Annotated in this window: 24 protein-coding genes; 10 read left to right on the top strand and 14 right to left on the bottom strand. The window is 77.2% G+C overall.

Features of this window, described 5'->3' with window-relative positions; all coding sequences use genetic code 11:
- Window positions 1–89: 89 nt before the first annotated feature.
- From BXA05_RS19050 to BXA05_RS19040, 3 genes are read left to right on the top strand one after another with little or no spacing between them, the layout of a single operon-like run.
- Complete coding sequence (locus BXA05_RS19050; RefSeq protein WP_244550532.1) at window positions 90–1,181, top strand: acyl-CoA dehydrogenase family protein; 1,092 nt, start codon at window positions 90–92, stop codon at window positions 1,179–1,181.
- Window positions 1,178–2,587 carry a PIG-L family deacetylase gene (locus BXA05_RS19045; protein WP_244550529.1) on the top strand — a complete coding sequence of 470 codons (1,410 nt, stop codon included), beginning with the start codon at window positions 1,178–1,180 and terminating at the stop codon, window positions 2,585–2,587. Before BXA05_RS19050 ends, BXA05_RS19045 begins: the two co-directional genes overlap by 4 nt.
- A 20-nt stretch (window positions 2,588–2,607) precedes the next feature.
- Window positions 2,608–3,330, top strand: a complete 723-nt coding sequence (locus BXA05_RS19040) for a glycosyltransferase family 2 protein (protein ID WP_244550527.1) — start codon at window positions 2,608–2,610, stop codon at window positions 3,328–3,330.
- Between the two features lie 46 nt (window positions 3,331–3,376).
- Here the strand turns inward: BXA05_RS19040 and BXA05_RS19035 are convergent, their stop codons facing one another.
- Complete coding sequence (locus BXA05_RS19035) at window positions 3,377–4,348, bottom strand: LacI family DNA-binding transcriptional regulator (RefSeq protein ID WP_076406771.1); 972 nt, start codon at window positions 4,346–4,348, stop codon at window positions 3,377–3,379.
- 168 nt (window positions 4,349–4,516) lie between these two features.
- The gene (locus BXA05_RS19030; protein ID WP_076406770.1) at window positions 4,517–5,035 is read right to left on the bottom strand and encodes a VanZ family protein; all 519 of its coding nucleotides are present in this window, start codon (window positions 5,033–5,035) and stop codon (window positions 4,517–4,519) included.
- A gap of 55 nt (window positions 5,036–5,090) precedes the next feature.
- Between BXA05_RS19030 and BXA05_RS19025 the strand changes: the two genes are divergently transcribed.
- From BXA05_RS19025 to BXA05_RS19015, 3 genes are all read left to right on the top strand, one after another.
- On the top strand, window positions 5,091–5,948 hold the full coding sequence (locus tag BXA05_RS19025) for an MBL fold metallo-hydrolase (protein WP_076406768.1): 858 nt from the start codon (window positions 5,091–5,093) through the stop codon (window positions 5,946–5,948).
- A gap of 94 nt (window positions 5,949–6,042) precedes the next feature.
- Window positions 6,043–6,315 carry a hypothetical protein gene (locus BXA05_RS19020; protein ID WP_144681188.1) on the top strand — a complete coding sequence of 91 codons (273 nt, stop codon included), beginning with the start codon at window positions 6,043–6,045 and terminating at the stop codon, window positions 6,313–6,315.
- Window positions 6,316–6,489: 174 nt separating this feature from the next.
- Window positions 6,490–8,406, top strand: coding sequence for an alkyl/aryl-sulfatase (locus BXA05_RS19015; RefSeq protein WP_076406766.1), 1,917 nt, complete (start codon window positions 6,490–6,492; stop codon window positions 8,404–8,406).
- Between the two features lie 53 nt (window positions 8,407–8,459).
- Here the strand turns inward: BXA05_RS19015 and BXA05_RS19010 are convergent, their stop codons facing one another.
- Window positions 8,460–10,208: a SpoIIE family protein phosphatase gene (locus BXA05_RS19010; RefSeq protein WP_076406765.1), complete on the bottom strand. Its 1,749-nt coding sequence runs from the start codon at window positions 10,206–10,208 to the stop codon at window positions 8,460–8,462.
- A gap of 105 nt (window positions 10,209–10,313) precedes the next feature.
- On the opposite strand from BXA05_RS19010, the gene BXA05_RS19005 reads away from it, so the two are divergent.
- The 3 genes from BXA05_RS19005 to BXA05_RS18995 all read left to right on the top strand — a co-directional run bounded on the left by BXA05_RS19005 (window position 10,314) and on the right by BXA05_RS18995 (window position 12,188).
- The gene (locus BXA05_RS19005; RefSeq protein ID WP_076406763.1) at window positions 10,314–11,048 is read left to right on the top strand and encodes an aminoglycoside phosphotransferase family protein; all 735 of its coding nucleotides are present in this window, start codon (window positions 10,314–10,316) and stop codon (window positions 11,046–11,048) included.
- A gap of 77 nt (window positions 11,049–11,125) precedes the next feature.
- Window positions 11,126–11,635, top strand: coding sequence for a GNAT family N-acetyltransferase (locus BXA05_RS19000; protein WP_076406761.1), 510 nt, complete (start codon window positions 11,126–11,128; stop codon window positions 11,633–11,635).
- A gap of 166 nt (window positions 11,636–11,801) precedes the next feature.
- A complete protein-coding gene (locus BXA05_RS18995) occupies window positions 11,802–12,188 on the top strand; it encodes a hypothetical protein (RefSeq protein WP_076406760.1) in 387 nt (128 codons plus the stop codon).
- A gap of 62 nt (window positions 12,189–12,250) precedes the next feature.
- Here BXA05_RS18995 and BXA05_RS18990 read toward each other — a convergent pair whose 3' ends face one another.
- Window positions 12,251–12,904, bottom strand: a complete 654-nt coding sequence (locus BXA05_RS18990; protein WP_076406758.1) for a LysE/ArgO family amino acid transporter — start codon at window positions 12,902–12,904, stop codon at window positions 12,251–12,253.
- A gap of 68 nt (window positions 12,905–12,972) precedes the next feature.
- Between BXA05_RS18990 and BXA05_RS18985 the strand changes: the two genes are divergently transcribed.
- Window positions 12,973–13,887, top strand: coding sequence for an ArgP/LysG family DNA-binding transcriptional regulator (locus BXA05_RS18985; RefSeq protein ID WP_076406756.1), 915 nt, complete (start codon window positions 12,973–12,975; stop codon window positions 13,885–13,887).
- 24 nt (window positions 13,888–13,911) lie between these two features.
- Here the strand turns inward: BXA05_RS18985 and BXA05_RS18980 are convergent, their stop codons facing one another.
- The 10 genes from BXA05_RS18980 to BXA05_RS18935 all read right to left on the bottom strand — a co-directional run bounded on the left by BXA05_RS18980 (window position 13,912) and on the right by BXA05_RS18935 (window position 23,809).
- Window positions 13,912–14,259, bottom strand: a complete 348-nt coding sequence (locus BXA05_RS18980; RefSeq protein WP_143311221.1) for an STAS domain-containing protein — start codon at window positions 14,257–14,259, stop codon at window positions 13,912–13,914.
- 45 nt (window positions 14,260–14,304) lie between these two features.
- Window positions 14,305–14,568, bottom strand: coding sequence for a GlsB/YeaQ/YmgE family stress response membrane protein (locus tag BXA05_RS18975; RefSeq protein WP_009863124.1), 264 nt, complete (start codon window positions 14,566–14,568; stop codon window positions 14,305–14,307).
- Between the two features lie 105 nt (window positions 14,569–14,673).
- Entirely contained in the window at window positions 14,674–16,161 is a 1,488-nt protein-coding gene (locus BXA05_RS18970) for a condensation domain-containing protein (protein ID WP_143311220.1), read from the bottom strand.
- On the bottom strand, window positions 16,158–16,856 hold the full coding sequence (locus tag BXA05_RS18965; RefSeq protein WP_076406753.1) for a 4'-phosphopantetheinyl transferase family protein: 699 nt from the start codon (window positions 16,854–16,856) through the stop codon (window positions 16,158–16,160). Before BXA05_RS18965 ends, BXA05_RS18970 begins: the two co-directional genes overlap by 4 nt.
- Window positions 16,853–17,551: an HAD-IA family hydrolase gene (locus tag BXA05_RS18960; RefSeq protein ID WP_143311219.1), complete on the bottom strand. Its 699-nt coding sequence runs from the start codon at window positions 17,549–17,551 to the stop codon at window positions 16,853–16,855. Before BXA05_RS18960 ends, BXA05_RS18965 begins: the two co-directional genes overlap by 4 nt.
- A complete protein-coding gene (locus tag BXA05_RS20160; RefSeq protein WP_076406751.1) occupies window positions 17,548–19,479 on the bottom strand; it encodes a hypothetical protein in 1,932 nt (643 codons plus the stop codon). The genes BXA05_RS18960 and BXA05_RS20160 overlap by 4 nt, the downstream gene beginning before the upstream one ends.
- Window positions 19,476–20,963 carry an MATE family efflux transporter gene (locus tag BXA05_RS18950; RefSeq protein ID WP_083712048.1) on the bottom strand — a complete coding sequence of 496 codons (1,488 nt, stop codon included), beginning with the start codon at window positions 20,961–20,963 and terminating at the stop codon, window positions 19,476–19,478. The genes BXA05_RS20160 and BXA05_RS18950 overlap by 4 nt, the downstream gene beginning before the upstream one ends.
- The gene (locus BXA05_RS18945; protein WP_076406750.1) at window positions 20,947–22,110 is read right to left on the bottom strand and encodes an acyl-CoA dehydrogenase family protein; all 1,164 of its coding nucleotides are present in this window, start codon (window positions 22,108–22,110) and stop codon (window positions 20,947–20,949) included. The genes BXA05_RS18950 and BXA05_RS18945 overlap by 17 nt, the downstream gene beginning before the upstream one ends.
- Window positions 22,107–22,877 carry an acyl-CoA dehydrogenase family protein gene (locus BXA05_RS18940; protein ID WP_076406748.1) on the bottom strand — a complete coding sequence of 257 codons (771 nt, stop codon included), beginning with the start codon at window positions 22,875–22,877 and terminating at the stop codon, window positions 22,107–22,109. Before BXA05_RS18940 ends, BXA05_RS18945 begins: the two co-directional genes overlap by 4 nt.
- The gene (locus BXA05_RS18935; protein WP_143311218.1) at window positions 22,874–23,809 is read right to left on the bottom strand and encodes a hypothetical protein; all 936 of its coding nucleotides are present in this window, start codon (window positions 23,807–23,809) and stop codon (window positions 22,874–22,876) included. The genes BXA05_RS18940 and BXA05_RS18935 overlap by 4 nt, the downstream gene beginning before the upstream one ends.
- Between the last annotated feature and the right edge of the window lie 10 nt (window positions 23,810–23,819).

The following is a 23,819-nucleotide window of genomic DNA, read 5'->3' as shown; positions in this document are numbered from 1 at the left end:
CCCGGGTTGGGCGCGCCCGGCGACGCGCCCGCGGTTACGGTCGTGCCGGGTCGAGACGAGGCCCGTCCTCGATCCCCCGGAGCCGCGACGTGCCCGACCTCGCTCGACCCACCACCCCCGGCCTCGTCCCGCTGTACCTAGGCCCGCCGTCGACCCCGCCCGCCGACCGGCCCGCGCTCGTCGGGCCCGACGAGCTTGCCGCGATCGACGCCGCCGGGACCGACGTCGCGGCCCTCCTCGACCACGCGCGCACGATCGGCGCCCGGGCACCGTTCCCCGGCGACGGGCGGACGGCCGAGCTCTGGGGCGCGCTCGCCTCGCTCGCGGCGACGGACGTGGGCGCCGCGCGCATCGTCGAGCCGCACCTCGACGCCCTCGCGATCCTCGGGCAGGTCCCGGTCCCCGTGGCGCTCGACGCCGTCGGGGCGGGTCCGGACAGCACGTGGGGCGTGTACGCGGCGGAGGGGCCCGGCGTCCGGCTGGAGGCGCACGAGCACGACGGCGCGTGGGTGCTGTCGGGCACGAAGCCGTGGTGCTCCCTCGCCGCCGACCTCTCGCACGCGCTCGTCACGGCGTGGACCGACGCCGGTCGGCGGCTGTTCGCGGTCGGGCTGCGGTCGCCGGGCGTCGTCCCCGCCGACGGGCCGTGGGTCGCGCGCGGGCTCGCCCAGGTCGTGAGCGCCGCGGTCCGGTTCGACGACGTCCCGGCCGTACCGGTCGGGGCGCCCGGCTGGTACCTGGAGCGGCCGGGGTTCGCGTGGGGCGGCATCGGCGTCGCGGCGTGCTGGTGGGGCGGCGCCGTCGGGCTGGCGCGGACGCAGCGCGACGCGCTCGCCGCGCGCGAGCCCGACCAGCTCGCGCTCGCGCACCTCGGCGCGACGGACCGCGCGCTCGCCGCCGGCCGGGCGGTCCTCGCGGAGGCCGCGAGCGCCGTCGACGCGGGCGTCGAGGGCCCCGACGCCTCCCTGCTCGCGCGCCGCGTGCGCGGGGTCGTCGCGGAGGTCGTCGAGGAGGTGCAGCGCCGCTGCGCCCACGCGCTCGGCCCGGGCCCGCTGACCACGGACGAGCGCTTCGCGCGACGCGTCGCGGACCTCGGCCTGTACGTGCGCCAGCACCACGCGGAGCGCGACGACGCGTCGCTCGGCCGCGCCCTCCTCGCGCACGGGACGGCGGCGTGGTGACGTTCGACCACCGCGAGCCCGGCACGTCGGAGGACGCGTGGGTGCGCGCCGGGATCCTGGACGTGCCGCGCCTCGACGTGGGCGAGGTCGCGCACCTCGTGGTGCTCGCCGCGCACCCCGACGACGAGTCGTTCGGCGCGGCGGGGCTCGTGCACGAGCTGGCCGGCCGCGGCGCCGCGGTCACCGTGGTGGTCGCGTCGGACGGCGAGGCGTCGCACGCGGGCTCGGCGACGATCTCGCCCGAGCGGCTCCGCGCCGTCCGCCGCGCGGAGGTGGCCGAGGCGGTGGGCGTCCTGGCCCCTGCGGCCCGGCTCGTGCTGCCCGGCCTGCCCGACGGCGGTCTGCGCGAGCACCGCGACGACCTCGCCCGGGTACTCGGTGACGTGCTGGACGCCGTGCTCGCCGGGCCGGGCGGCGAGGGCGTGCCGCCGTCGTCGGTGGTGCTGTGCGCGCCGTGGCGCGGCGACGGGCACCGCGACCACCGGATCGCGGGCGAGGTGGCGGCGGAGGTCGCCGACCGCCTCGGCCTGCGCCTCCTGGAGTACCCGGTGTGGCTGTGGCACTGGGCGGACCCGGGCGACGACGCGGTGCCGTGGCCGACCCTGCGCGCGCTGCCGCTGGGCGCGGAGGCCAGGGAGGCCAAGCGACGCGCCCTCGCCGCCCACGTGACGCAGGTCGAGCCGCTGTCGGCGGCGCCCGGCGACGAGGCGACGCTCGGCCCGGAGATGCTCCGGCACGCGGACCGCGGGGTCGAGGTGCTCGTCGACGCGTCGGGCCGCCGGGTCGCGAAGGAGCCCGCGGACCCGGGCGCGAGCCTCGACGCGGGGTTCTTCGAGCGCTTCTACGCGGGCCGACGCGACCCGTGGGGGTTCGAGACGCGCTGGTACGAGCAGCGCAAGCGGGCCGTCCTCCTCGCGAGCCTCCCGCGGCCGCGGTTCCGGGCCGCGCTCGAGCTCGGGTGCTCGACGGGCGTGCTCACGGCCGAGCTCGCCGCGCGCTGCGACCGCGTGGTCGGCGTGGACGTCGCCGAGGCTCCGCTGGCGGAGGCGCGGCGCCGCCTCGGGCCGGAGGTCGAGCTGCTGCGTCTCGACACCCCGGGCGAGTGGCCCGACGGCACGTTCGACCTCGTCGTGCTCTCGGAGGTCCTCTACTACTACGGTCGCGACGACCTCGACCGCGCGCTGGACCGGGCGACGGCGTCGCTCGCCGCCGACGGCGTGCTCGTCGCGTGCCACTGGCGCCACGACGTCGTCGAGTACCCGCTGGGCGGCGACGACGTGCACGCGCGTCTCGCCGCCCGCCCGGAGCTCGACCGGCTCGCGCACCACGTCGAGGAGGACTTCGTCCTCGACGTGCTCGTCCGCCGTCCGGCGGTGTCGGTCGCGCACGCGACGGGGCTGCTGTGAGCGCCCCGGGGAGCCGGCCGGTGGGTGCAGTCGAGCGCGTCGTCGTGGTGGTCCCCGCCCGCGACGAGGAAGAGCTGCTGCCGCGCTGCCTCGCGGCGCTCGGGCGGGCGACGGCCGTCGTCGGGCGGGACCGGCCGGACGTGCGGGTCGGGGTCGGCGTCGTGCTCGACGGCTGCACGGACGGGAGCGCGCGCGTCGCCCGGGCCGCGGGCGTGCGCGTGGTGGAGGTCGCGTACGGCAACGTCGGGCGCGCCCGTCGGGCGGGGGTGCGCGCCGGCGTGGCCGACCTGCAGGTGCGCCGGGACGGCGCCGCGTCGCGCACGTGGCTCGCGTGCACCGACGCCGACTCCGCGGTGCCCGAGCACTGGCTGACGCGTCAGCTCGACCTGGCCGACGCGGGGGCGGACGTCGTGGTCGGGACGGTCCGCCCCGAGCTGGCCGCGCTCTCGCCGGACCGGGCGCGCGCGTGGCTCGCGACGCACCGGCCGGGCACGGCCAACGGGCACGTGCACGGCGCCAACCTGGGCGTCCGCCTCACGGCGTACGACGCCGCGGGCGGGTTCGCGCCCGTCGCGGAGCACGAGGACGTAGGGCTCGTGGAGCGCGCCCGGGCCGCGGGGGCGCGCGTCGTCGCCGACGCGGCCGGGGAGGTCCTGACGTCGGCGCGACTCGTCGGACGCACGCCCGGCGGGTACGCCCGGCACCTGCGCGAGGACCTGCTCGCGCACGACCTCCCCGCCTGAGGCGCCACCCCCTGGCGAGCGGGCGAGCGCAGTCCCGACGGCCGGGTCAGGCGCTCGTGCGCCGCACGACGACGGACGGGAACGTCCGCTCGTCGTCGTGCCGCCGCCCGAGCAGGGCCGTGGTCGCGGCGGCCGCGATGCGCTCCACCGGGTGCGTGGCCGTCGTCAGGCCGGGCCCGGCCTGCTCCGCGAACGGCTGGTCGTCGAACCCGGTGACCGCGACGTCGTCGGGCACGCGGACGCCGTCCTCCGCGAGCGCGCGCATCGCGCCCACGGCGAGGGTGTCGCTCATCGCGACGAGCGCGTCGACGCCGGGCCAGCGCCGCCGCGCCTCGCGCGCGGCCTCGGCGCCCGCGAGCCACGACAGGTCGGCCGCGACGACGCGCGCCGGGACCCCCGCCTCCCGGACCACGTCCTCGTACGCCTCGACGGCGCGCCGCGAGCCGGGCAGCCAGCCCGGACCGGTGAGCATGACGACGTCGCGCCGCCCGGCCGCGAGCACGTGCTCGACGAGCGCGGCGATCCCGGCGGCAGCGTCGACGTCGTACGAGGGGACGCGGCCGTCCGCGGGGCCGATCGCCGCGACGCGCGCCACCAGCTCGCGCGGCACGCTCGCGAGCACGTCGGCCGAGTAGTCGACGAGCAGCACGCCGCCCACGCCGGGGTCGCGCGCGAGGCGTCGCAGCTCCTCGCCGGGGTCGCGGCCGAGCCAGCGCAGCGCCACCCCGACGCCCTGGGTGTCCGCGGTGCGGCTCGCCGCCGCGACGACGCGCGCGACGTAGGGGTCGGCGAGCAGGTCCGCCGACGGCGACCCGACCGCGACCACGACGCGCTCGCCCCGCCCGCTCGCGAGCGCCCGCGCGCCCGGGTGCGGCACGTAGCCCAGCTCGTCGACCGCCGCGAGGACGGCGCGGCGCGCCTCGTCCGACACGCGGCCCGCCCCGCGCACGACGCGCGACGCCGTCGACCGCGAGACGCGCGCGGCGGCCGCGACGTCGTCGAGCGTGGTGGTCGGCATGGCGTTCTCCTGGGCGGGGTCGTGTCGGCGTTGACGGGCGACGCGCCCGGACCACCACGCTAACCCGGTGAGCACGCTCCGTGGAAGCGTTCCCACACCGTGTCCGCGCTGGAGTTCCCGTGTCCGCGCTGGAGTTCCCCGGCCGAGGTCGGGCGCGCGGCCGCGTCGTCAGGAGGCGCGGCTCGCGGTCACGCGGTCGTCGTCCGTCGTGCGCGCCTGCCGGGCGGCGAGGCGCAGCGCGACGACGGCGACCCCCGCACCGACGAGCGCGCCGATCGAGTTGGAGAGCCAGTCGTTCGTGTCGCACGACCGGCCCAGCGCCGGGACGAGCGCCTGGAACGCCTCGACGAGCGCCGACGCGACGACCCCGCCCAGCAGCGCGACGAGCGGGCGGCGGAGCAGCAGTGCCGCGAGCATGACCGGTGGCACGAACAGCACGACGTTCGCGAACAGCTCGACCCGGGCCGGCGTCGGCACGGCCCACCCCACCGTGCAGACGGCGTACAGCTCGCGGTCGACCGGCACGAGCGTCAGCAGGAGCAGCGGCACGAGGGACAGGGCGAGCAGCGCGCCGGTGAGCCGACGGCGCCCGGAGAGCCACGCGCCCGCGAACGGGCCGACGACGACGAGGGCCGCGAGCGCGAGCGGCGACATCCAGGGGTGCGCGACGAGGAGCGTGGAGATCATGGGGGCGACAGTCTCTCAGGAGACGCGTGTCGGCGGGGCACGGTAGACCTGTGCCATGACGACGACGCCTGCACCCTCCCCCGTCCCGACCCCGGACGCGGGCTGGTGGATCTGCCGCACGTGCGCCGTCGAGCACGCCGAGCGCCCCGCGGTGTGCGCGATCTGCGCCGACGAGCGCCAGTGGGTGCCCGCGACGGGCCAGGCGTGGACCACGCTCGCCGAGCTCGCCGCGGCGGGCGAGCGCCTCGTGCTGGAGGAGCTCGAGCCCGACCTGTTCGGCCTGACGAGCGAGCCGACCGTCGGCATCGGGCAGCAGGCCAAGATCGTGCGCACCCCGGCAGGCACCCTGCTGTGGGACCCGCCGGGCTACGTGGACGACGCCGCCGTCGAGCAGGTGCGCGCGCTCGGCCCGGTCGTCGCGATCGCCGCGAGCCACCCCCACATGTTCGGCGTCCAGGTCGAGTGGAGCCGTGCGCTCGGCGACGTCCCCGTGCTCGTCGCCGAGGCGGACGCGCACTGGGTCGCGCGACCGGACCCGGTCATCGAGACCTGGACCGGCGAGCGCGAGGTGCTGCCCGGCGTCGTGCTCTCGCAGCCGGGCGGCCACTTCCCCGGGAGCGCCGTCGTGCACTGGGCCGCAGGCGCCGACGGTCGGGGCGTGCTGCTCTCGGGCGACACGATCTTCGCCAACCCCGACCGCACCTCCGTGAGCTTCATGCGGTCCTACCCGAACCGCATCCCGCTCTCGGCGGCCGTCGTGCTGCGCGTCGCCGAGCGTGTGGCGCGGCGCCCGTTCGAGCGGCTCTACAACAACTTCGAGGGCGTGATCCCCGCCGACGCCCGTGCGGTCGTGCTCCGCTCCGCCCAGCGGCACGCCGCCTGGGTCCGCGGCGACTTCGACCACCTCACCTGACCGCACCACCGGCCAGGGCTGCGACCGCGCGCGGCCCGGCCGAGGATGGGAGCGGGAGGTGACGACGATGCCGAGACGTGTCTCAGGGGCCGCGGTGGCTGCGACGGGGACGTGGGTCGACCCGGACGGCGTCCGCATGCCCGCAGGCGAGGTCCACGCGTGGGAGCGCGGCACCAACGCGACGGTGTGCCGCCTGCAGCTCAGCCGCCAGGGTCTCGTGCGGTTCCCCCACGTGACGTGGGCCGACGTCCAGCCCGCGACCGGGCGGGACGCCGACGCCGTCACGTCCGTCTGCCGCCGCTGCGCCGCCGGGACCGGCGCCCGGCGCGACGAGAAGCCGTGGCGCCGGGTCGACCCGCGGCCGTGAGGGCGAGCTCCCGGTGGTCGTCACGGCGCCCGCCGCGACCGGCCTCCCGGGCCGGACCACCGTCGGGGGTTGGCCTCCGTGCCGGCGCGCGTCCGTCGTCGTGCGCTCCGAGGGTCTGCTCACTACGTTGCCGTTGAGGGCGTGCCCCCTGCGCGCGCCGGACGGGAGACCACGATGGCGGGTACGGCAGGTCCGGCTTCGAAGCCGGCCACGGAGCACACGCGGGCGGCCAACCGCGCAGCGCGCGACACCCTCCCCCTCGCGGACCGACGGGACGTCGAGGACGCGGCCCGCGGTCTCGTGGGGACGATCGACGACCCGGTGATCCGCCGCGCGGACGGGCAGCCGGTGATCGACGTGTCCTCGCACGCGTTCCTCGGGGTGTCGGAGGACGCACCCGACACGGTCCACCCGAGCTTGTGGCGGCATGCGCGCGTCAACGCGCACCACGGCCTCTTCGAGGTGGTGGACGGCGTCTACCAGGTACGCGGCCTCGACCTCGCGAACATGACGCTGATCGAGGGTGACACCGGCGTCGTCGTCGTCGACCCGCTGTCGTTCACCGAGACGGCGGCTGCCGCGCTCCGCCTCTACCGCGCGCACCGTGGCGACCGCCCTGTCGTCGGCGTCGTCTACACCCACAGCCACGGCGACCACTACGGCGGGTCGCGCGCCGTGGTCGAGGGCGCCGGCGACATCCCGGTCATCGCACCCGAGGGCATGGTGTACGAGGCCGTCGCGGAGAACGTCTTCGCCGGGACCGCGATGGCCCGGCGCGGCATCTACATGTACGGACCCATGCTCCCGGTCGGCCCGCAGGGGCAGGTCGACGCCGGCCTCGCGAACGCCCTCGCGAGCGGCGGGAGCAGCACGCTCGTCCCGCCCACAGACCTGGTCACACGCACCGGCGAGACCCGCACGGTCGATGGCGTCGAGATGGTCTTCCAGATGGCTCCGGGCACGGAGGCACCGGCCGAGTTCCTGGTCCACCTGCCCGCGCGGCGCGTGCTCTGCGCGGCCGAGGACGTCAACCACCTCATGCACAACCTGTACACGCTGCGCGGCGCGCAGGTGCGCGACGCCGCGACCTGGTGGAAGACGCTCAACGAGACGGTCCGGCTCTTCGGGGACACGACGGACGTCGTCGTGGGGCAGCACGGCTGGCCGCGGTGGGGCGCGGAGGACGTGCGGGAGTACCTGCGCGACCAGCGAGACCTGTACAAGTTCATCCACGACCAGACGCTCCGGCGGGCGAACCTCGGCGGGACGATGACGGAGATCGCTGAGGAGCTCCGGCTCCCGGCGTCGCTCGACCGGCAGTGGTACAGCCACGGCTACTACGGGTCGCTCAACCACAACGCCAAGGCCGTGTACCAGCGCTACCTCGGCTGGTACGACTCGCACCCCGCCCACCTGCACACCCTCCCACCCACGCAGGTCGGACCGCGCTACGTCGAGTACATGGGCGGAGCCGACGCGGTGCTGGAGAAGGCGCGCGCGTCGTACGACGACGGGGACTACCGCTGGGTCGCCGAGGTGCTGACCCACGTCGTCTTCGCCGACCCCGGGAACAGGGCCGCCGCGGAGCTCCAGGCGGACGCGCTCGAGCAGCTCGGCTACCAGGCCGAGAACGCCACCTGGCGCAACGAGTACCTCATGGCGGCGCTCGAGCTGCGCCAGGGAGTGCGCGACCTGGGCAGCATCCAGCTCGCCACCCCGGACGTGTTCGCCGCGATGACGCCCGACATGCTGCTCGACTACGCGGGCATCCGGCTCGACGCGACGCGCGCCGAGGAGCTCTCGCTCACCGTGACGTGGACGGTCGAGGAGGCCGACGGCGGATCGACCGACTACGTCGTCGAGGTGCGCAACGGCGTGCTCGTCTACACCGCCGGTGCGCACCACGACTCGCCGGACGTCGCCGTCCGGTCCACGAAGGTCGTGCTCGCCCAGGCGCTGTTCGGCGACAGGTCCCTCGACGAGCTCGTCACCGCGGGCGATCTCGCCGTCACGGGCGACGTCGCTCCGCTCGCCGACCTCTTCGCGCTGTTCGACGACTTCCCGCTCTGGTTCGAGATCGTGCGCCCCTGACCGCACGCGTCGGCCCAGGCCCCGGCCAGGAGGGCCCGGCGGCAGGGTGTGGCTCAGACCGAGACGGTCACCGGGGTGCCGGGCACGTCGCGCCGCACGACCGCCGCCTGCGGGCCGGTGCGGAGCGCGACGAGCGCGACGTCGTCCTCCCCGTCGCCGGGGAGGACCTGGGAGAGCGCCGTCCGCACCACGTCGTCCAGGCTCGCGCCCGCCAGGCCCCGCAGCGCGTCGGCGAGCGCGGCGACGTCGTCGCGGATGCTGTGCCCGCGGCGCTCCACGAGGCCGTCCGTGTACAGGACGAGGGTGTCGTCGGTGCCGAGCTCGACCGTGTGGTCGTGCCGGCCCGCACCGGGGCGCAACCCGAGCGGGAGGTCGTTGCGCACGGTGAGCACCTCGACCGCGCCGTCCGCGCGGACGACGACCGGGGGCAGGTGGCCCGCGCTGGACCAGCGGACGGTGCGCACGCCGCGGGAGCGCTCGTCGTCGCTCTGCTCGATGCGGGCGACGACCGCGGTCGCCACGGCGTTGATCCCCAGGGCGAGGCCGTCGATCGCGGCGTCCACGCGCTCGAGCAGGCGGGCCGGGGTCGCGCCGCTGTCGTAGCCGATGGCGCGCACCAGGCCGCGGAGCTGGCCCATCGTCGCGGCGGCGCCGAGGTCGTGCCCGACGACGTCCCCGATGACGAGGGTCGTCACGCCGTCGGACGCCACGAACGCGTCGTACCAGTCACCGCCGATGTCGCGGTCGTGGGTCGCAGGCTGGTAGTGCACCGCGACCTCGAGGTCCTCGGGCTGCGGCGGCTCGGTGAGCACGGCCTGCTGGAGCACGAGCGCGAGCTCGCGGGCGCGCGCCGTCTCCTCCTCCGACCGCTCGGCCCGACGGCGCAGCTCGTCCAGGGTCGTCCGCATCCGCGCGGCGTCGCGCAGCGCCGCACCGATGGTCGTGGCGAGACCCGTCAGGTAGCGCGCGTAGTCGTCGTCCCACGGGCGGCCGGTCGCCGCCTGGAGGACCAGGACGCCCGCAGCACCCCGCGGGCTCGCGTCCCGCAGGGGCTTGACGACGCGGCCCCGCGCGACCTCGCGCTGACCGGTCGCGAGGGTACGCCCGACGGCCTCGGCCTCCGTGCCGTCTGCCGCGTGGCCCGCCTCCAGGAGCACGCGGGGGCGCGGACCGTCGATGGCGTAGAACGCGACGCGCGCGACGTCGGCGCTGCGGGCGAGCACCTCGACGACCGGGCGGGCGAACGCGGCCAGGCTGCCGGCCGTCGTCGGCAGGACGGCGTGCAGCTCGCCGAGCGTGAGCAGGCGACGCTGGTTCACGACCTCGCGCGTCGTCTCCGTCGCGATGTCGAGGACGCCGGCGATCCGGCCCTCGTCGTCGCGCAGCGGGCTGTAGGAGAAGGTGAAGTAGGTCTCCTCGTCGAAGCCCGACCGGTGCATGACGAGGGGCATGTCCTCGCTCCACGTCGCGCGGCCCTCGGTGAGCACGGCGTCGAACAGCGGCCCGATGTCGTCCCAGATCTCCGGCCACACCGCACGGACCGGCGCGCCGAGCGCGCTCGGGTGCTTGTCGGTGCCGAGCATGTCCCGGTACCCGTCGTTGTAGAGGAGCGTCAGCTCCGGGCCCCACACGATCATCGCGGGGAACCGGGTGGAGAAGCACAGCCGCACCGCGTGGCGGAGGGCGACCGGCCAGGTCGCGGGCTCTCCCAGCGGGGTGTCCGCCCACACGACCTCGCGAGCGAGGCGACCGACGTCGCTGCCCGACGTCGCCTCGTCAAACCAGCTCGCGTCCGCGTTCACCTCCGCATCGTAGTGGGCTCCGGGCCCTCGGGACGGCACCTGGGCGTGCTGAGACGGGCCGTTAATCGCTGTTCCACGGTCCGCGCACCGAGCAGGATCGGGGCCGTGGACGACACGACGGAGCAGGAGCTCACCGGCGGCAACGTGAACGACGTCGTGCGGCGCGGGGACACGGTGCGGCGCTCGGCGGGTCCGTGGACCCCGACGGTCCAGGCGCTGCTGGCGTGGGTGCGTGCGCAGGGCGTCTCGTTCGTGCCCGCCCCGCTCGGGCTCGACGAGCAGGGCCGCGAGGTGCTCGGCTGGATCCCCGGCGAGACGGGCGGCTGGCCCGTCCCGGACTGGGTGTGGACAGCCGCGGCGCGCGAGCAGGCCGCCCGGATGCTGCGCGCGGTGCACGACGCCTCGGTCGGCTTCGCTCCCCCGGGAGCCGTGTGGCGCTCGCCGGAGCGCGAGCCCGCGGAGGTCGTGTGCCTCAACGACGTCGCGCCGTACAACATGGTGCACGACGGCGAACGGGTCGTCGGGTTCATCGACGTCGACATGGCGGCACCTGGGCCGCGCGCGTGGGACCTCGCCTACCTGGCCTACCGGATGTGCGGGTGGTGCGAGGACATGCCCGCTCCCGCGGACGCCCGGCCCGAAGAACGGCTCGCGCACCTGCTGGAGGCCTACGGGCCGGACGCGGCGCCGGGGGCCGCCGACGTGCTCCGCACGATGCGCGAGCGCCTGCTCGACCTCGCGGACTGGACCGAGGAGCGTGCCCGGACGACGGGCCGCGACGACCTGCGGGAGCACGCCGCGCTCTACCGCCGGGACGTCGGACGCCTGCCCCGGCCATGACCTCGACCGGCGTCCGCGCCGGTCGCACGAGACCACCCACCCAGGGCGCCGCCGGTGCCCCACCTCTCAGGAGTCCCATGAACGTCGACGCCCGGTCCGACCTCTCCCTGCGACAGGTCACCGCGCTGAACGTCGAGGAGGTCTGCGACCTCAGCGACACGCTGACGGCGGAGCAGCAGGAGATGGTCGCCGACAACGCCCGCTCCCTCGCGGTCGGTTTCTGCTCCGGTTCCGCCTGGTTCCGGGCCGTCTACGCGGGCGGGACACCGGTGGGCTTCGTCATGACGCACACCGGATACGACTGGGACGACGACATCGAGTGCCCCGGCGTGTACCTGTGGCGGCTCATGGTCGCGCGGCCGTACCAGGGGATGGGTTTCGGCCGGCGTGTCGTGGAGCTCGTGGCACGTGACGTGCTCGCCTCGGGCCGGACGGAGCTCTTCACGAGCTTCGGCGAGGGGGCCGGGAGCCCGGAGGCCTTCTACGACCGCCTGGGATTCGTCCGGACGGGTGACTCCTACGGGGACGAGCCGGAGGTCGTCCTCGACGTCCGCCGCTTCCTCGCCGCGGTCGACGCGGCGGGCTGACGCCGCGTCCGGGGTGGTTGCCGGTGCCGCACCAGCAGGGGGCAGAGATGCGGCACCGGCTGCCCCTCACGCTAGACGCGAACTGGACAAGCGTCCAGTAGTCGAAGCGGGTGAAGTTGACGAAGGTCCCTTCCGCTGACAGCGCTTTCCGCTGAGGATGTGGCCCATGGGGCTGAACTGGGGGAACACCGGACCGGACGAGTACGAGGCGCGCGCGCCCGAGGGCGTCTACCGCATCGTCACGCGCGGCACGGAATGGTGCCTCGAGAAGCCGTTCCCGACGCCGGGCCGCATCGGCGGTTTCCCGTCGGCCGCCGAGGCCATGGCCTGGGGCGACGACCTGCACCTCGCCGCGAGCGGCCCGCGCGTCCGGACGCCGCAGCCCGCATGGCCGACCGTCGACGAGTTCGCGCGCGTCGTCGACGTCCAGCCGACGGTGCTGCGCTCGTGGATCGCGGTGCACGCCGGCGGCTCGACGAGCCCTCGCCGCCGCATCGACCCGGCGACCCAGCAGCGCATCCGCACGTTCTACCAGCTCGACGCGACGCCCTGACGCCGCGGCCCCACCGCCCCGTACCCCCGCGTGACCGCGCGCGGTGACCTGCCCCCAGCCTCTCAGCCACCCAGCAGCAGGGACACCCCGATCGTCGCCATGACGAGGGCGATCACGCCGTCGAGCACGCGCCACGCCCCGGGCCGGGCGAAGACCGGCGCGAGCAGCCGCGCGCCGAAGCCGAGCGCGGTGAACCAGACGACGCTCGCCACCATCGCCCCGGTGCCGAACAGCCACCGGGCGGTGTCGGCGCCTCCGGCCCCCGCCCCGCCCGCGTGGGCGGCGGCGTAGCCCGCGGCGAGCGACCCCAGCAGCAGGACCGTGTCGAGGTACACGTGCGGGTTGAGCCACGTGAGGGCCAGCGACGTGCCCACGGCCGACCGCGCCGACGTCGCCCCCGCGCCCGACGCCGGGTCGAGCCCTCCGGGGCGCAGCGCCCGCCGGGCGGCGAGCGCCGCGAGCGTCAGGAGGAACGCGGCGCCACCCCAGCGCACGACGGTGAGGAGCACGGGCGCACCCGTGACGAGCGCGCCGAGGCCGGCCGTCCCGGCCGCGATGAGCACGAGGTCCGAGAGCGCGCAGACGAGGACGACGGGCACCACGTGCTCGCGCCGGAGCCCCTGGCGCAGCACGAACGCGTTCTGCGCGCCGATCGCGACGATGAGAGACAGCCCGGCGGCGAGGCCAGCGGCAAGGGGCGCGAGGAGGGCGAGCACCCCTCGACGGTAGGGACGCCGCTCGGTGAAGTACAGCGACAGATTCTGCTGAACCGTAAGATCCGCTCATGGTGGACCTGCAGCCGGACCAGCTCCGTGCGCTCGAGGCGATCGCCGCGACCGGCACGTTCGACGCCGCGGCGCGCCGGCTCGGCGTCACGCCGTCCGCGGTGAGCCAGCGCATGCGCGCGCTGGAGTCCACCGTCGGGCAGGTGCTGGTGCGGCGGGGCAAGCCCGCAGAGCTGACCCCGCCCGGGCGCGTGCTCGTGCGGCACGCACGCCACCTCGCGCTCCAGCAGGCGGACGTGCTCGCCGAGCTGGGCATCGGGCGGGACGGCCAGGACGCGGGCGACCCGGCGGCGCTGCCCGAGATCACGCTCGTCGTCTCCGGGGACGCCCTGACGACGTGGGCGCTGCCCGCGCTCGCCGAGGCGGCGGGGTGGGCGCGGCTGGAGGTGCTCCGCGAGGACGAGGAGCACTCGATCGGGCTCCTGCGCGACGGGACGGCGGTCGCGGCCGTGACGTCGGTCGCGGACGCGGTGCCGGGCTGCCGGTCGACCCTCCTGGGCCGGATGCGGTACCGGCCGTGCGCGAGCCCGGCGTTCGTCGAGCGCTGGTTCCCCGACGGCCCGACGGCCGCCGCGCTGTCCCGGGCGCCCGTCCTCGCGTTCGACCGCAAGGACGACCTCCAGGAGCGCTACCTGCGGCTGCGGGCGCAGGAGGCGGGCACCGCGCTCGACCCGCCGCGCCACTACGTCCCCGCGTCGCACGAGTTCCGCCGGGCCGTCGAGCTCGGCATGGCGTGGGCGATGCTGCCCGACCTGCAGAGCGCCCGGGCCGAGCGGGCCGGGCGCCTCGTCGGCTTCGACGACGAGCGGGCGGTGGAGGTGCCGCAGCACTGGCAGCAGTGGCGGCTGCACTCCGCCTCGCTCGACCGGCTCGCGGCGGCGGTCGCACGCGCGGCGCGCGACGCGCTGGGGTAGCACGTCGCGCGCCGCGGGCGTCGGTCAGCCGGCCAGCGCACCGGCCGGTTCGTCGGGAGGGGGCACCTCGTCGGGGCCGACGATCTCGACGAGGTCGAGGGCGTGGCTGAACTCCAGGATCTCGAGCACCTGGGGCGGGACACCGAGGAGCCGCGGTCGCGACTCCTCGGTCACCTTCATGAGGAGCAGGTGCAGCCCCGACGAGTCCATGAACGTCACGGCCGAGAGGTCGACCGTCTTGGGGCGGCCGTCGATCGTGGCGGCGAGCCGAGCCTTGACGGCGTGGGTGACCGCGAAGTCGATCTGGCCCCACATCACCCAGCGACGGCCGCCGTCCTCGACGCGGACTCCCCCGGTGCCACTGCTCCCCACGACGCTCCCGTCCCCGACGTCACCGACGGTGCGCCGTGCGCACGGTCAGCCCCGGTTGTTCCGGGTGACCGCACCGTACACGCCGAGGGTGATGAGCGAACCCAGGATGGCGAGGAGCCAGGTGCGGAAGTCGCCCAGGTCGCCCAGCGAGGTCCCGAAGAACACCGAGCCGAGCCACCCACCGAGCAGCGCGCCCAGGATGCCCAGCAGGATGGTGATGATCACCGAACCGGTCTGCTTGCCCGGCAGGACGGCACGGGCGATGAGACCGGCCACGAGGCCGAGGACGATGTACGCGATCCAACCCATGAGTACTCCTCCGATACGTCGGTTTCCCTGCGGACGTGAACACTCCCAGGCTCCGGCACTCCTCGCACGCGCTGGCGCCGCCTCACCCGCACCCCGTTGCGGACGTCACACCGCCCGACGCGCGGGCGTGGCCCTCGCTGCCCCGGTCAGGCGGGTAGGCCGAGGGCCGCGTCGGGGCGACGACGGGGTCGGGGCCCGGGACGCCGTCAGGACCGTGCGCTCGACGTCCCGCACCACGGACGCCGCGGTCGCGTCGTCGAGGCGCGCCGCGTCCGCCGTGAGCACGACGTCGACCCCGCCGTCCGGCGCGTCCACGAGGTGCAGCGTGAGCGTGACGCCGCCCTGCTCGTCGGACGCGTCGGCGCACGCCAGCCGCCGCGACCGCGTGGGTCGTGCGCGCAGCGTCCGGTCGGGCCCGGTGCCGCGCCGGTCGTTGTACCAGCACGTCCCGTCGTGCGCGGTCGTCGGGTCGGCGGCGGCCTCGCGTCGGAGCAGGTCCTTGTCGTAGTACGCCGAGCGGTACGCGGTCATCGCGGCCCGCCAGACGCGCGGCCCGACCTCCTCGAACGGGGCGTCGAGGCCGTCGACGTGGAGCAGCCCCTCCATCGCCGTCGTCACGACGGCGTCCGCGAGCGCCGGCCGGAACCGGTTGCTCACCATGACCTGGAGGGCGAGGTCGTCGCGGCCCGCGGCGGCGGCCAGCGCCCGGCACGACGCCGCGAGCAGCACGCCGGACGTGCTCGTGCGCCACCGCGCGGCCACGCGCTCCGCGGCGGGCACGAGGCGGAGCGAGCGCAGGACGGTCTGCCGGTAGCGCGGCCGCGCGGCGGCCACCGCCTCGCCCGCGCCCCCGGCCTCCTCGCCTACGCCTCCTGTGCCCTTGCGGACGGTGCTCCCGCGGTCTGCGTCCCCGCCGTCCGGGCCCTCGGCGTCGGCGCTGCCTCGCGGGAAGACGACGACGGGCGCCGCCCGCATCGTGCGCAGGGTGCGGGCTCGGGCGGCGGCGTCGTGCCGGCGGCCGTCGTGCGACGTCTGCCAGGCCGCCTCGTCGAGCGGCGTCCACGCGGCCCGCTCCGGCGGGGCGCTCCCCGCGGCGAGGGCCGTGAGGTCGGCGTCGAGCACGGGCAGGCCCCAGCCGTCGAGGGCCGTGTGCGCGACGACGAGCACCGTGTGGTGCACCGCGCCGTCGACGGTCACGAGACCGGCGCGCACCGGCAGGTCCGCCGCGTAGTCGAACGCCCGGCCCCAGAGCTCGTGGCGCATCCGTGCGCCGCGCACGGCGACGGCGGCGAGGTCGTCGACGCGCTCCTCGACCACCTCGACCGTCCCGGCGCCGCAGAGCTCCTGGGCGAAGCCGTCGCCCCGCGCGTGGATCCGCGTCCGCAGGGAGTCGTGGCGCTCGACGAGCGCCCGCACCACCTCGACCGCCGCGGCGGTGGGCAGCGGTCGGTCGAGCGGACCGCCCCACACGAGGTTGAACTGGTGGTCCTGCGGCGCGAGCGCCACGAGGGCCCGCCGGATGGCGGTCTGCCCCCACGTGGCGGGCCCCTCGCCCGCGCTCCCGCGGACCTCGACCCGGTGCACGACCCTCATCGGGCCCCCTCCCCTGCGGCGACCGGTCGTGGCACGCGGACCGGGCGGTCGCGCTGCTCCCCCGGCCACGCCCGGACGCGGCACACGTGCGGGCGCGCGCCCGGCGTCGCGCACGCGGCGACGGCTCCGTCCGGGGCCGGCACGTCGGACACCCACCACTCCTGCCCGCGCCACGCGCCGTCGTCGGCTCGCACGACCCCGGGGGTGGTGACGTCGAGCCCGAGCACGTCGAGCAGGCGCCCGCCGACCGCCTTGGCGCACGCCTCCAGGCGCGCGAGGCGACGCCAGTCGTCGGCGGCTCCCGCGGTCCGTGCCGCAGGGGCGAGGTAGCGCGCCGCGACGCGGGCGACGTCCACGCGGGGGTCGCGCACCTGCACGTCGACACCCACGTCGTCGGCCGCGAGCGCGACGAGCGCGTGCCCCCCGCTCCGGGAGAGGTTCCACCGCTGCCCGACGACGGGCCCCGGCTTCCCGTGCGGCCCCACCTCCCACCGGACGTCCGCGGGCGCCAGACCCGCGCGCCGCGCGAGGATCACGCGGGCGGCGACGTGGGCGTGCACGTACCGGGAGGCGTCGGCGGCGACCGCGAACCGCCGGGACCGCGCCCGTTCCGCCGCGCCCAGCAGGGTGTCGCCGCCGAGCACGGGGACCGTCGTGTCGACGTACCAGGCCTCGACGTCGAGGGCTCCGCTCATGCCACGACCTCCAGGCTCGCGACGCGCAGGGGGCGGTCGGCCCGCACGAGGACCTCCAGCCCGCCGCGCAGGGGTCGTGCCGCCACCGGCCGCAGGTCCGGCACGCGGTGGTGCGCCCCCGGCACGGGCTCGGGCCCGACGGCGAGCACGGCCGCCGTCGCCTCGCGCCCCGCCGCGACGCCCGCCGCCGAGTCCTCGAGCACGAGGCACCGCCGCGGGTCGACGCCGAGCAGCCGGGCCCCGGCGCGGAAGCCCTCGGGGTCGGGCTTCCCGCGCGTCACGTCCTCCGAGCACACGAGGCGCCCCGGCACCGGCAGCCCCGCCGCGGTGAGGCGCGCGAGCGCGACCTCGCGCGCCGCCGACGTCACGACGGTCCACGTGCGCGGGTCCAGACCGGCGAGCAGCTCGGCCGCGCCCGGCACGGCGACGACGCCCTCGGTGTCGTCGCACGAGAGGCGATGCAGCCACGCGACCTCGCGCACGACGTCGGCACCCGGCGCGACGAGGCGGACGACCTCGACGTCACGCCGTCCGTGCGACGCGGCGACGACGGCCTCGCCGTCGAGCCCGAGGCGGGCGGCCCACGCGAGCGTGTGGCGCTCGATCGCGGCGGACGAGTCGACGAGCGTGCCGTCGAGGTCGAGCAGCAGCGCGTCGCCGCGCCACCGCCACACGCCCGCAGGGCCGCCGCTCACAGCAGCTCCGCCGCGCGCGCGGACCGCGCCGCGGCGTACCGGTCGGCGTACTCCTGCGCGGCACCCGTCGCATGCTGGAGGCCGAGCGGCGCGCGGCTCGGGCGGCCGAGCGGCTCGCCCACCGCGCGGGCCACAACGGGCAGGCCGGCCGCCTCGTCCGCGAGCGCCGCGAGGAGGTCGGCGGCGTCGAGCCGCTCCTCACCCGCGGCCGACGCCCGGCGTGCCGCCCACAGCCCGCGCGAGACGTGCCGTCCGCCCGGCACGAGGCCGAGGAGCCCGCGCACCTCCAGCCGCTCGCACGCGAGGACCTCCACCGTCGCCCGAGCGTCCGCGGTCCGTCCGTCGCCGTGCACGGGGTCGGGGCCGCCAGGCGCCGGGCGAGGGCGACCCGTCCCGTCGACCGCGGGGGACGCGGTGTCGTCCGACCCGACGGCGGTCGCCGCTACGCCGTGCTCGTCCACGACGTCCTGCTCGTCCGCCACGAGGTGCTCGGCCGCGCCGTCGAGGTCGCCGTGCGCGGCGAGGTCGGCGACGGCGTCCGCGGCCTGCGCGCCGCACGACGCGCAGTCGTGCACGACGACCCGCACCGGCACCGCGGGACCGGCCGCGCGGCAGACGACGGCCGCGTCCCGCTCGGCCAGGAGTCGCACCGCGTCGGGCGCGGCCGGGTCGAGCCGGTCGTCGTGCGCGGCCAGATCCGGCCGGGCGGGCCCCGCGGGGTACGCGCCGCCCGCCGTGGCGTCCTGCGCCGTGGTCGCCCAGGCCGCGCCCGCGGCGAGCGCGTCGAGACCGAACGCGACGAGCTCGTCGACGCGGTCCTCGGGGCGGTCGGCGGGGAGCAGCCCCGAGAGCACCCACGTCCGCACCGCGGCCGCCCGGTGCGCCGTCGTGCCGGGGCCGGCAGCCGGTGGCCAGGCGGTCCGCGCGACGTCGGACCCGAGCAGCCAGCACGCCGCGCCGAGCTCGACGAGCGCGGCGGGCCCGACGTCCCCCAGCCGCGGGCAGACCCCCGCGGCGAGCGCCGCGACGTCGTGCGCGACGACCGCCGGGTCGACGCCGAGCCACCCCGCCCAGGCGTCCCAGGCCCACCCGAAGGGGTGCTCGAGCGGCTCGCCCGCGGCGGGCCGCAGGACGCGCAGCGTGCAGCGCGACCGCTCGAGCGTGACGGCGACCGGCCGCAGGGTCGCCGGGACGCGCGCCGGCGTGCGCTCCGGCCCGGGCCGGTCCCACGCGTCCGGGTCGACGACGTCGCCCGCCGGGACGGTGGCGTGCCGGGCGCCGTGCGCGTCGTTGCCCGCGAGGCTGGGGCTGTCGCCGTGCTCCAGCAGGTGTGGCAGCGTCGCGACGACGGGGTACCGCTCGCGCGCGCAGAAGGTCACGACGGCCTCGTCGTCGTCGCGCGCGTCGTCGGGCAGGGTCGCGAGGTGCGCGGCGAGCCGTCGGGCGCCGTCGGCGGGGAGCACGAGGCCGAGCGTCGGCACCCACTCGTCGTGACCGAGCGGCGCCCAGGCCTGGCCCGCCGCCGCGGCGGCGCGCACGAGGTAGGCGTTGCGCGGGCTGTTCCAGTTCGAGTACAGCGCGACGGCGTGCCGCGGCCGGGCCCGCACCGCGCGCCGGACGAGCTCCGCGAAGCCCGCGACGGGCGTGACGTCGTCCTGGAGCACGAGGTGGTGCGTCGCACCGGGCGCGACGGCGGCCCAGGCGCGCTTCGCGGTGCGCAGCGGGCTGGGCGGACCGTCCGGGTCGGGGTCCTCCACGACGCGGACGTCCAGCGGCGCGCACGCGCGCACGAGGGCGGACACGTCGCCCCGCGCCGGGTGGTGCATGACGACGACGCTCAGCACCAGGTCGCGGACCTCGCCCCGCGCCGCGGTCACCGGTCCCGGCCCCGGCTCCCCGGCGCGCACGACCACCGGTCCGGCCGTCACGACGTGACCTGCCGCGCCCGGCCGCCGCCCGCGCGTCGTCGCACGAGACGCACCGCGACGGGGAGCAGGACGGCCAGCCCGACGACGTTCGCCACCGCGATCGTCGCGTACAGCGCGGTCGGCCCGCCCCCCGCCCGGGCGAGCGCCCCGCCGACCCCGAGCGACACCGCGTGGTACAGCACGTTGAGCGTCACCGCCACGCGCCCGTACCCGAGCTGCTCCAGCAGCGTCACGAGGTACAGCACGAGGCCGACCCCCGCGTACGACGGCCCGACGACCCGCAGGTACAGCGCCGCCTGCGCGGCGACCTCCGGGTCGGCGGAGAGCTGCCCGGCGAGCAGGGGCGCCGCCGCGAGGACGAGGGCGCCCACGACGACGTACGTCCCCGCGACCACGACCGTCCCGGCACGGAACGTGCGCGGGAGGAGGCCGAGCGCACCTGCGCCCCACTGCTGGTTCATGACGATGCTCACCGCGGCCGCGAGGCCGATGGCCGGCACGACGACGAGCGTCTGCACCGTCGCGGCGCCGCCAAACCCGGCGACGACGTCGGTCCCCGACGGCCCGAGCACCCACACCATCACGAGGTTCGTCACGGTGAGCAGGAGGTAGGACAGACCGACCGGCAGGCCGACGCCGAGGAGGAGCGCGCGCACGTCGACGCCCCGGCCGTCCGCCGCGCCCGGTCGCGAGGCGCCGCGCGTCCGCCGCCCCGGGCGCGGGAGGAGGCGCGCGCGCACGAGGAGGGCCCACGCGACGCCCGCGCCCACGAGGGTCGACCCGGCGATCGCGACCGGGACGGCGAGGACGCCGAACCCGCCGACCAGCCCGACGAGCCACACGACGAGCACCTGGAGCCCCGCGACGAGCAGCGCCACGGTCGCCGACGCGCCCGTGCGGCCCCAGCCGCGCAGCGCGGCGGCCGCCACCGCCGTCGGCACGGACAGGACGCTCGCGAGCACCGTCCAGCGCGCGAACGCCACGAACTCCGCGACGAGCGGGCCCGGCACGGAGAGCACGGTCGCGAGCGCCGGGGCGGCGAGGACGACGAGGAGCGCCACGGCGCCGAGCACCGCACCGCCCGCGGCGACGAACCGCCCCAGGAGCGCCGTCGTCGCGGACGCCAGTACGTCGTCCCGGCCGCGCGCGCCGCGCAGGCGCGCGAACCCGACCTGCGTCGAGACGTCGAGACCCTCCTGGACGGCGAGGACGAGGAACGTCACCGGGATGAACAGCGAGCGCACGTACAGGGCGTCGTCGCCCATGTGCCCGAGGAGCGCCGCGACGACGAGCTGCGCGAGCGCCCCGACGACGAGCGCGGCGCAGATCGGGCCCGCGAGCCGCAGGACGCGTCGGCGCAGCTCCGCGACCGACGGCGCCGACGCGCCCGGCAGCCCCGGCCCGCCCGGCGGCGCGGCGTCAGGATCGGGCCCGGGGACGGGCAGGGCCGGTGCCGTTCCCGCCTCCCTAGACGAGCTCGACATGCCGTGCCCTGCCCTGCAGCCAGCCCTGGGCGAGCGTGAGCCGCTGGACGGTCCGCGTGCCCTCCATCATCTCCAGGCCGGGCACGTCGCGGACGAGCTTGTCGAGGTACGGGTGCTCCCACCGCGCGCCGGGGCCGAGCAGCGCGGGCACCGCGCGCGTGACCTCCTCCGCGAGGTCCAGCGCCGTGGCCTTCGCCGCCGCGGGCAGCGTCCCGTCCGCCGGGTCGGCGTCGGCGCCGCGCGCCGCCTGGAGCACGAGGGCCCGGGCCGCGTGGAGACGGTCGTCGAACGTCTCGAGCAGCAGGCGCTCGTCGGCCAGGAACGACGACCGCGCGGCCCGCACGTAGTCGAGGGCCGCCTGCGTGACACCCACGGCGAGCGCCGCGACGACGGGCCGCAGCCGGTTGAACGTGCGGACCGCCCCGAGGAGGCCACGGCGCGACGGCGAGAGGTGCCGGCCCAGGGTGTCCTCCGGGCGGAGCGGCACGTCGCGGAGCCGGACCTCGCCGAGCTGCACGGCCCGCATGCCCGTCGTCACGAGCGGCGCGGCGTCGAAGCCCGGGCGCGCGGTGTCGACGAGGTAGACCCCGACCCCGAGCGGGCCGGGGCGGTGCCGCGCGAACACGACGCCGAGGCTCGCCCGGGCGACGTTGCCGACGTACTTCTTGTGGCCGCGCAGGACGGCGCCCGTGGGCACGCCTCCCGCAACCACCGCGGTCTCGAGCGCGGCGGCGTCCGAGCCGCGGTCGGGCTCGGTGAGCCCGAAGAACGTCCAGGTGCGCGGCTGCGCGACGTGCCGGTAGAAGCGGTCGCGCTGCTCGTCGTCCGCGAGGTCGTCCACGACGACCCCGGACATCGACGGCCCCGGCGCCCCGACGACGACGGACGCGTCGCCCCACGCGAGCGTCTCCGCGACGACGGCGCGCTCGACGCACGTCCGCACGAGCACGGGCACGCCCCGCACGCGCAGCGGGTCGTCGAGATAGCCCGGCGGGAAGCCGCCCAGCTGCCGGTACGGCAGCACGCCGGCGTCGAGGAGCGTGTGCAGGGCGCCCGGGTCGGCGTCGACCGCGAGCGCGCGCTCGCGGAGCGCGACGGCCACGGGGCGCAGGTGGTCCCGCAGCGCGAGGAGGTCGACGGTGGTCATGCGTCCTGCCCTTCCCCGCCGCGGGTCGCCCCGGTCGGCAGCGTCCCGCTCGCATGGCCGAGCAGGTCGATCGTGCGGGCCAGCCGGGCCGCGTCGCCGTCGACGAACCCGGAGGCGCCGAACAGGTTGTGGACGGTGCGCGACGTGCGGTCGAGCACCGCGGTGACGCGCGCGAGCGTCGTGGCGGGCACCGGTCGGTCGTCCGCCCGCTCCTCGGGCTCCGCGGTCACGCGCGCCAGCAGCGCTTGCGCCTCCAGGTGCGCGAGCGCGGCGTCCGCGAGGACGAGGCGGACCGGCGGCAGGTTCACCGTCGCCGTGCCGCCGATGCTCCGGCCGCGCAGCCGGTCGACCGCACGGTCGGCCAGCCGTTCGCACAGGCCGGTCCGCGCCCACGCGACCCCGACGCGCCACGCGGCGTCCGCGGCACGGTCGCGCCGGTCGTCCACCGGCCCGGACGCCGCCGCGCGCCAGGCGAGCAGCGGGCCCGCGTCCGACAGCACCTCGCCCAGCAGCGCCGACCCGGGCGGCGGGGCGACGTCGTCGGGAAGCAGGACGCACTCCCCCGGCAGCACCGCGACAGGCAGCACCGCGGCGAGCGCGACGAGCGCCGCGACCGCGCCCTGCTCGCGCGCGACGTCGCGTGCCCCGGGGACCCCGGTGACCCGGGCGACCCCGGCCCCCGAGGTCGCTGCACCCCCCGCAGCGCCCGGCGCCGCGACGCCGGCGCTCACCGTGCCCGCGTCCCGCGAGACGATCCCCGCGCTCATGCGAGCACCGCCTCGCGGGCGCGGCCGCCGGCCTCCGGCGCCGTCGCGGCCGACCGCGGACCGAGGGCGAGCGAGCAGCGGTAGCCGAGCTCGACGCACCGCTCGTGCAGCACGACGGGCGCGTCCGGGGCGTCGTCGTCCGCGAGCACCTCCCAGACGCCCGTCGCCGCGGCCCCGGGGTCGGCGTGCCGCACGACGTCGCTATCGAGCAGGGGCACGTCGGCCGGGTCCACGTCGACACCGAGGACGACGCGCCGGACGTCCGGGCGCGCCCCGCGGGGTGCGTCGGACGAACCCGCCGGCGCGGTGGGACCCGCGGGTCGCGGACCCCGCGCGGCGCGCGCAACCGTCAGCTCCTCGACGGGCCGACCCGCGCCGTCGCGCGCGACGACGAGCGCCACCACGCGGTCCCGCGCCGGGACGCGCGTCGCGGTGGGCGGGAGCGTGCACTGCTCGAGGACGAGCACGACGGCCGTCCCCGCGCGCCCGGCATCCCCCGGCCGGCCGGCCGGCCCGACACCCGGCCCGCCGTCGGCGAGCAGCTCGCCCGCGAGGCGCAGCGCGGTGAACGGGCCCGCGAGCCCCTGCTCCGTGACGCAGAAGGTGGACGGGCCGCCGTCGAACAGGTCCGCGACGAACCCGCCGAGGAGCCGTTCGTGCTGGAGGTCGGGAGTCGTCACGACGAGCACGACGAGGCGCACGTCGTCGAGCAGGCCGCGCCCGCCGAGCGCCGCGCGCGCCGCCCGGATCATCGTCGGGTAGTCGCGGCCCGGCCCGTCCTCGAGCCAGTCCGTCGGCTGGTCCTCGCCGTAGACGTACCGCAGGTCCTCCGCGACCGACCGCCGCGTCCCGTCCCCGACGGGCGCGAGGTCGTCTACCGGCACGTCCACGACGGCCCGCACCCGCAGCGCGTCCTCGCGCGGACCCGACACCGGCGAGGCT

This window comes from Cellulosimicrobium funkei (assembly GCF_900155925.1).
GTDB classification, from domain to species: domain Bacteria; phylum Actinomycetota; class Actinomycetes; order Actinomycetales; family Cellulomonadaceae; genus Cellulosimicrobium; species Cellulosimicrobium funkei.
The sequence above is the reverse complement of the archived record's forward strand: the minus strand, read 5'-3'. Positions and strand labels throughout refer to the sequence as shown.